Raw genomic sequence first — 7176 nt, forward strand, 5'->3', positions numbered from 1 at the left:
ACGCCGAGGCCCCGGCCCGAGCCGCGGAAGACGGCTCGGGCCGGGGCCTCGGGCGGGTCAGTTGCTGGTTCGGCGGGCGGTGAGAAGGAGGTATTCCCAGTTCAGGGTGTAGGGGGACGTGGATTGGGTGTGGTTTTGGGCCAAGGTCGTCAGGGCCTGGTCCAGGGCGAGCACCTTTTCCGGCTCTTCGGCTATGTGGCGGTACGTGGCGATGGTGGGGCCGTAGTACGCCTTGAAGTACTCGCGGAAGTCTTCGGGTTTCCCGAACGCGTCGACGTGGAGCATGCGGCGCTCGATGGTGATGTCGGTGACCCGGTCGCCCAGCAGGTTCTGGACGTGGCCGGGGTCGCCCCAGAGCGGTGGAGGCTGCGCGCCCGGAGGGGGCGGCGGGGCGTAGGGGCGCATGGCGGCGAACATCTGGCCGATGAAGCCCTCCGGCGTCCAGTTGAGCAGGCTGATCGTGCCGCCCGGGCGGCAGACGCGGATCAGCTCGTCCGCGGCGGCCTGGTGGTGCGGGGCGAACATGATGCCCACGCAGGACAGGACGACGTCGAACTCGCCGTCGCCGAACGGCAGCGCCTCGGCGTCGGCCTCGCGCCATTCCAGGTGCGCGCCGCGGCGTGCCGCCTCCTCGCGCCCGGCCTCCAGGAGCTCGGGTGTCAGGTCGCTCGCGACGACGTCCGCGCCGGTCAGCGCGGCGTTGATCGCGGCGTTGCCGGAGCCGGCGGCGATGTCCAGGACGCGGTCGCCCGATGTCACCCCGGACGCCTGGACGATCACCCGGCCGAGTTCCGGGATGACGTCGGTGGCCAGCGCCGGATAGTCGCCGAGCGCCCACGTCTTGCGGTGGCCCGCCTTGACCTTGTCGTTCATTTCCCCCATGACGGCTCCCCTCGTATCGTGGTGACCACGCTACGGAGCGGCCTGGTACGCCTCCAGTACAGGATCTGTACCCAGAGCGCCGCGGAAGCATAGCCTGCGGCCATGGGGGCCTCTTATTACCAGTTCTGTCCCGTCGCCAAGGCGATGGAACTGCTCGACGAACGCTGGACGCTGCTGATCGTCCGTGAGCTGATGTCCGGGAGCGAGCGGTTCAACGAGGTGCGGCGCGGCGTGCCGCGCATGTCGCCCACGCTGCTGTCGAAGCGGCTGAGCCAGCTCGTCCGGGCGGGCATCGTGACCAGGGGGGCGGACGGCGACCGGTACGTCCTGACTCCGGCCGGCGAGGAGCTGCGCCCGGTGGTCGAGGCGCTCGCTCTCTGGGGCATCCGGTGGATCGGGGAGCTGGGAGATCACGACCTCGACCCGAAGCTGCTCCTGTGGGACATGCGGCGCAGGATCGATCATGACGCCGTCCCCGATGGGCGGACGGTCGTCCTGTTCGGCTTCCCGGACGTGCCCGTGCGCGAGCGCCATTGGTGGCTCGTGCTCGCGCCCGGCGACGCGGACGTCTGTGACATGGATCCCGGCTTCGAGGTGTCGGTGACGGTCACCGGCGACCTGCGGCAGATGGTCCGGATCTGGCGCGGCGACCTGCGATGGGAGGACGCGCTGCGGTCGGGAGAGGTGACGGTGCGGGGGCCCGAGTCGCTGCGCCGGGCGGTGCCCGGGTGGTTCGTGCTGCCCCCGTTCGCCGCGGCGCCCCGTCCCGCATAGCGCACCTGGCTCGGGCCCTGCTATGCGGGCGATCCGGAGTACGGGTGGTATCAGGATCGGGACGGGGACGGCGTGGTGTGCGAATGAGCTACTGGGCCAGGACGTCCGTCCATTGGTTGCAGACGTCGGTCAGGGAGTAGGCGTTCCGGACCTGGGTTCGGGCCAGTTCCGCCTCGGCTTGCCAGCGGCCTTCTGAGACCGTTGCCGCGATCGAGGCGGCCATGGCGGACGGGGTCTCGTGAATCCAGCGGCGGTCGTAGATGGTTTCGGCGCCGGGCCACGGAAGCAGGGCCGGGACGGCGCCGGACGCCATGCCTTCGGCGGGGGCCAGGTGGAAGCTTTCGTCGTCGCTTGTCGAGAGGACGAAACCGATGCGGCGGAGCCAGGACGCGACGTCGCGGCCGTAGGAGTCGAAGACCACGCCGCCGGACAGGAGTTTCGATCGGCGGATGCGGCGGAGCAGCTTTTCGTAATGGTCGCGTTCATCGTCCTTCTGCCAGATCCACCAGTACTCCCAGGGGAGCTTGGACTTGACGAAGAGGGTGAAGCGCGGGTCGTCGCGGCGGAGCTGTTCGACGACGTCCAGGGCCAGGTCGAGGCGCTTGCGGGACGGCGCTATGCCGATCATGCCGAGGTGGTGTTCGGCGCCCTGGAGCTTGGGACGGTCGAGCTGGTCGACGTCCACCCAGTTGGGGACGGTGACGACCTTCTCCGCGGGCCAGCCGGTGATTTCGCGGGTGAGGTCGTTGTAGTGGGGGCTGACGCAGATGACCTCGTCCACGGCGCCGATGTTCAGTTTCTTCGGCCAGGCCGCGTACAGCTCGAAACGGTGCAGGCGGACGACCAGCCGCTGGCCCGGACGTTTGCGATCGGCGTACCAGAGTGCGTTGGGCCCGCACCATTCGCAGATGATGACGTCCGCCCAGTCGATGAGGTCCTGGCTGCGTTTCTCGTCGTGGGCCTTCAGCGCCGACCAGTGGTCGACGCGGATCTCCATGTCCGGGCGGGAACGCAGATAGTCGAGGAGGCGGGTGAAGAATTTCAGGTCGTGGCTCGCCACGCCTATGCGAAGGCGCCGCTCCTTTACGGCGAGGACCTTTTCGGACGGCTCCGGAAAGGTCTGGGCCAGGTAGGCGCGCAGGCGGTCGGCGGCGGCGTCCAGGGTGAAGTCCGCGGCGGCGGAGCGGCAGCGGTCCACGGCGAGGGTGAAGACGTCGGGGTTCTTGCCGATGAGGGTCAGCGCGTCCAGGACGTCGTCCTCGGTGGCGGCGAAGAGCGGGTAGTCGGCGCCGAGGAGGCGTTCGTGCATGGGGGTGCGGTTCAGGACGACCGGGACGCCCAGCGTCCCGCATTCCAGGACCTTCGTGGACAGTTCGAGGCTCGCGTCCATGTCCGGGTGCCGCCAGGAGAGGCCCACGTCGCAGGCGGCCGTCAGCCGCATCGCCTCGGCCCTCGGATGGCCGCCGTGCCAGACGACGCCCTCGCCGGACTCCAGCGCGGTCCGCATCCGGGTCGCGAACGCGGGGTCGGCCGGGTCGTCGTGGATCTTGTCGCCGACCATGTGGAGCTCGGCGTCCACGCCCCGGATCGAGAGGAGGCGCGGCAGGGAGGTCATCTCGTAGGTGTTCCAGCGCGGCGCGAACTTGCCCGTGTAGACGAGGCGGAGCGCGCGGCCGTCGGGCGAGCCGGGCGGGCGGGGCTCCAGGCCGTCCGGGAGCACGACGACCGGCGGGAACAGCACGCTCTTCCCGGCCGCGGCGGGCACGGCGCTCTCCAGGAAGCCGCGCAGCTCCTCGGTCTGGCAGAGCAGGAGGCGGGAGGCGTCCGCGATCCGGCGCAGCTCCGCCTTCGCCGCCGTGTCGAACTCGGCGGCGGACTGCGGGACGTCGGTCAGGTACGTCCAGAGCCGTCCGGCCAGCGAGCCCGCGGAGAGCTTGGCCGCGAGGCGGCGGCCGCGCACGACCACGAGGTCGTGCGGGTTCTCGGCGTCGACGCTGTCGAGGACCCGGGCCGCGTCCTTCGCGGACATGCCGCGGGACCCGTCGAACAGCCCCTCGGCGTGCGGGCTGCGGACGGTGACGCCCGGCAGGGCGCGGAGCGGGTCGACGAGGCGTCCGGTCCGGACGGGGGCCTTGAGGACCAGGGTCACCTCGCAGCCGGCGCGGGCGAGGGCCTGGACCATGCCCTGGGCCCAGATCGCCGAGCCGTCGATCATGTTCAGATCGACGTCGCCGTAGACGAGGGCACGTGGTCGCACAGTGGTCGTTCCTTTCAACGAGACAGCTTCCTTGTGGGGGGACGACCCCCCACGCCCCCCGGCAACGGCATTGGTGCCATAAGTTCGGTCAGCAGGCCGGGAGCCGTTGCGGCCTCCGTCAGCCTGGCGTCCCAGGTCAGGCAGGCCAGGGTGGCGGGCGGCGCCGCGCCGTACAGGACGAGCGGCAGCGCGCGGGCGGCGGCGATCCGGCGGAGCTCGTGCAGTGCGAGATCCCGGTCGTACATGCCGGGGACGCCCAGGTAGGCCCAGGGGCCGCCGGGTTCACCGGCGGTCGCGTCCACGACGACCAGGTCAACGTCGGCCGACCGCAGCACGGTCGCGGCGTCGTGCGGGTACAGCGGGACGACCTTGGCGTGCTCGCCGAGCAGCTCCGCCGTGCCCGGCCCGAACACCCCGGCGACGATCACCGTGTCGCAGGGGCCGGCGACCAGCAGGCGGTCCTCGGGGCGGTCGACGCGCTCGGGCTGGACGCCGCCGCCACCGGACGATCCGGACGCCGACACCGGGGCGTGCCGCTTGCGCCAGAGCTGGAACAGCTCCCTGGGGAGCCGCCTGCCGCTCTTCGGGTTCCGCGCCGCGTTGGCGACGATCCGCCCGAACTGCACGGCCGTCGAACTCTCCAGCGTGGCGAGCCGCTTCTCCAGCTCGGCGAGGCGCGCCTCGCGCTCCCGCAGCGTGGACTTCAGGCGCCCGAGCTGCTCGTACGCCTTGGCGGCCCGGTCGTCGGCCTTGGGGGCCCGGTCGTCGTCACTCACCCAGATACTCCATGATCACCTCTGCGATGCGCGGGCCCGCCTTGCCGTCCCACAGCGGCGGGCGCCGGTCGCCCGCCGTCCCGCCCGCCTCCAGGATCTTGCGCACCCCCGGAACGAGCTCCTCGAACGTCACCAGGCGGTTCGTGCCGTGGGTGATGGTGATCGGCCGCTCGGTGTTGGGACGGACGGTCAGGCACGGCACGCCGAGGATCGTCGTCTCCTCCTGGAGGCCGCCCGAGTCCGTGACGACCGCCGCCGCGCCCCGCACGGCCGCGATGAAGTCGATGTAGCCCAGCGGCTCCAGGACGTGCACGCCGTCGTGGTCGTCCAGCCCGGCGTCCAGCAGGTTCGCCCGGCCGCGCGGGTGGACGGGGATGACCAGGTCGGCGAGGTCGGCGATGCCGTGCAGGCGCCGGACGAGCGCCGCCGCCGTCGCGGGGGCGTCCACGTTCGCGGGCCGGTGCATGGTCGCGAGGACGTACCGCTCCGGCAGGCCGTGCGCCTCCCGCACGGCGGCGGTGTCGAAGGAGCCGAGGTTCGCCAGCAGCGTGTCGATCATCGGGTTGCCGACGAAGTGCGCCCGTTCCACCGGGACGCCCTCGTTCGCCAGGTGCCCGACCGCCTCCGGGCTCGTGACCAGGCACAGCGCGGAGAGCTGGTCGGTGAGCCTGCGGTTGACCTCCTCGGGCATGGACATGTCGAAACTGCGCAGCCCGGCCTCCACATGCGCGACCGGGATGTGCAGCTTGGCCGCGACCAGTGCGGCGGCGATCGTCGAGTTCACGTCGCCGTACACGATGACGAGCGCGGGTGAACGGCTCGTGAACTCCTGCTCCAGCCCGATCATGAGCGCGGCGGTCTGCTCGGCGTGGCCGCCGGAGCCGACGCCGAGGTTGACGTCGGGCTCGGGCAGGCCCAGCTCGTCGAAGAAGATCTCCGACATCCGGGCGTCGTAGTGCTGGCCGGTGTGGATCACCGCCTGCTCGGCGCCCGCGGCCCGCAGCGCGCCGATCACCGGCGCGGCCTTCACGAAGTTCGGCCGCGCCCCGAGGACGTGCACGATCGGTCCCAACACAATTTCCCTTCTGTTCATCGGGGTTGCCTACGCTCGCCCGCCGTGCCCCTGAAAAAACCCGTCTACCTGCTGGGACTTACCTGGCGGCAGCTCCGTGACGATCCCGGCCGGGCCTCCCGGCTCGCCGTCCGGCTGATCGCCAGGACGCCCGCCGGCGCCCGGCTGCGGCGTTCCCCGCTCATCGTCGCGAAACCCCGGGACGTGCGGCGCGAGACGTCCGACCTGCGCCGCCTGCTCGATCACGCGCCCGCTCCCGTCCCGGAGCCGCCGGCCCGGCCGCGTGCGGCCCGCCCGACGGTACTGAAGTTCGTGACGAACGCGCTGCCGTGCACGAACGCGGGCTACACCGTCCGGACGCACCGGCTCGCGCTCGCCCAGCGGGAGATGGGGTTCGGCACGCACGTCGTGACGCGGCTCGGGTACCCGCTCAGCCAGGGAATCGGCGACGCGCGGGCACGGGTGGACGTCGACGGCGTCCCCTACCACCGGCTGCTGCCGTGGCTGCCGCCCGCCGACCCGGTGCGGGCCGTCGAGAAGGGCGCCGACCTGGCCGGACGTCTCATCGAGGAGCTGCGGCCGACCGTCCTGCACGCGGTCAGCAACCATCTGAACGCGGCCGTCGCGCTGGAGGCGGGCCGGCGGCACGGGCTGCCGGTCGTGTACGAGGTGCGCGGCTTCCTGGAGGACTCCTGGCTGTCGCGCGACCCGGCGCACCGCGAGTCGGACGACTTCTACCGGCTGACGCGCGAGCTGGAGACCCGCCGGATGTCCGAGGCGGACGCGGTGGTGACGCTCGGCGAGGCGATGCGGGCGGAGATCGCGTCCCGCGGCGTCCCCGAGGAGAAGATCTTCACGGTGCCGAACGGGGTGGACGAGGCGTTCCTCGAACCGCTCCCCGACCCCGGCGACCTGCGCGGACGGCTCGGGATCGACGGCGGGGCCACGGTCGTCGGCCTCACGTCGTCGTTCTACGGCTACGAGGGCATCGACACGCTGATCGACGCCGCCGCGCTGCTGCGCGACCGGAAGGCGCCCGTCACGCTGCTGCTGGTCGGCGACGGCCCCGAGCGCGGGGCGCTCGAACGGCGCGCGGCGGGGCACGGCGTTCACGCGGTGTTCACCGGCCGGGTGCCGATGGAGTCCGTTCGCCAATACCACGCAATCCTCGATGTGTTCGCGGTTCCGCGCCGTGCGGACCGGGTCTGCCAGCTCGTGACGCCCCTGAAACCCATCGAGGCGATGGCAGGGGGAATCCCCGTCATTGCCAGTGATGTCAGGGCACTTCGCGAAATCGTGGAATCCGGGGTGACCGGGGAGTTAACAGTTCCGGAAGACCCGGAAGCATGGGCGAATTGCCTGGAAGACCTGGCTTACAGTCCCGAAAGAAGGCACAAAATCGGGCGGGCGGGCCG

At 71.5% G+C, this 7176-nt stretch carries 6 protein-coding genes and 1 pseudogene; 3 read left to right on the plus strand and 4 right to left on the minus strand.

Going from position 1 to position 7176, the window contains the following annotated elements:
- Positions 1-57: 57 nt before the first annotated feature.
- A complete protein-coding gene (locus tag ETD83_RS37405) occupies positions 58-882 on the minus strand; it encodes a class I SAM-dependent methyltransferase (protein ID WP_138649933.1) in 825 nt (274 codons plus the stop codon).
- A gap of 102 nt (positions 883-984) precedes the next feature.
- Between ETD83_RS37405 and ETD83_RS37410 the strand changes: the two genes are divergently transcribed.
- Together ETD83_RS37410 and ETD83_RS46210 are read left to right on the plus strand one after the other, a co-directional pair.
- The gene (locus ETD83_RS37410) at positions 985-1656 is read left to right on the plus strand and encodes a winged helix-turn-helix transcriptional regulator (protein ID WP_138649934.1); all 672 of its coding nucleotides are present in this window, start codon (positions 985-987) and stop codon (positions 1654-1656) included.
- A 21-nt stretch (positions 1657-1677) separates the two neighbouring features.
- Positions 1678-1743: pseudogene (locus tag ETD83_RS46210) on the plus strand (excalibur calcium-binding domain-containing protein); the annotation flags it as partial.
- A 1-nt stretch (position 1744) separates the two neighbouring features.
- On the opposite strand, the gene ETD83_RS37420 reads toward ETD83_RS46210, so the two are convergent.
- Genes ETD83_RS37420 through wecB form a run of 3 tightly spaced genes read right to left on the minus strand, consistent with a single transcriptional unit; the run spans position 1745 to position 5782 of the window.
- Positions 1745-3871 (minus strand): glycosyltransferase, encoded by a 2127-nt coding sequence (locus ETD83_RS37420; RefSeq protein ID WP_138649938.1) that lies wholly within the window; start codon positions 3869-3871, stop codon positions 1745-1747.
- 56 nt (positions 3872-3927) lie between these two features.
- Positions 3928-4689: a hypothetical protein gene (locus tag ETD83_RS37425; protein WP_138649935.1), complete on the minus strand. Its 762-nt coding sequence runs from the start codon at positions 4687-4689 to the stop codon at positions 3928-3930.
- Positions 4682-5782 (minus strand): non-hydrolyzing UDP-N-acetylglucosamine 2-epimerase, encoded by a 1101-nt coding sequence (wecB, locus tag ETD83_RS37430; RefSeq protein WP_138649936.1) that lies wholly within the window; start codon positions 5780-5782, stop codon positions 4682-4684. Before wecB ends, ETD83_RS37425 begins: the two co-directional genes overlap by 8 nt.
- Before the next feature lie 24 nt (positions 5783-5806).
- Here wecB and ETD83_RS37435 point away from each other — a divergent pair.
- Positions 5807-7176: glycosyltransferase family 4 protein (locus tag ETD83_RS37435; protein WP_230421449.1), on the plus strand; the 1370-nt coding region annotated here is incomplete at its 3' end.

Origin of the sequence: Actinomadura soli (assembly GCF_005889715.1) — a bacterium.
Taxonomy (GTDB): domain Bacteria; phylum Actinomycetota; class Actinomycetes; order Streptosporangiales; family Streptosporangiaceae; genus Spirillospora; species Spirillospora soli.

What these genes read in the sequence shown, in the direction of transcription:
- ETD83_RS37405 (WP_138649933.1), bottom strand. Translation starts at nt 882, where the DNA reads ATGGGGGAAATGAACGACAAGGTCAAGGCGGGCCACCGCAAGACGTGG.
- ETD83_RS37420 (WP_138649938.1), bottom strand. Translation starts at nt 3,871, where the DNA reads ATGATCGACGGCTCGGCGATCTGGGCCCAGGGCATGGTCCAGGCCCTC.
- ETD83_RS37410 (WP_138649934.1), top strand. Translation starts at nt 985, where the DNA reads ATGGGGGCCTCTTATTACCAGTTCTGTCCCGTCGCCAAGGCGATGGAA.
- wecB (WP_138649936.1), bottom strand. Translation starts at nt 5,782, where the DNA reads ATGAACAGAAGGGAAATTGTGTTGGGACCGATCGTGCACGTCCTCGGG.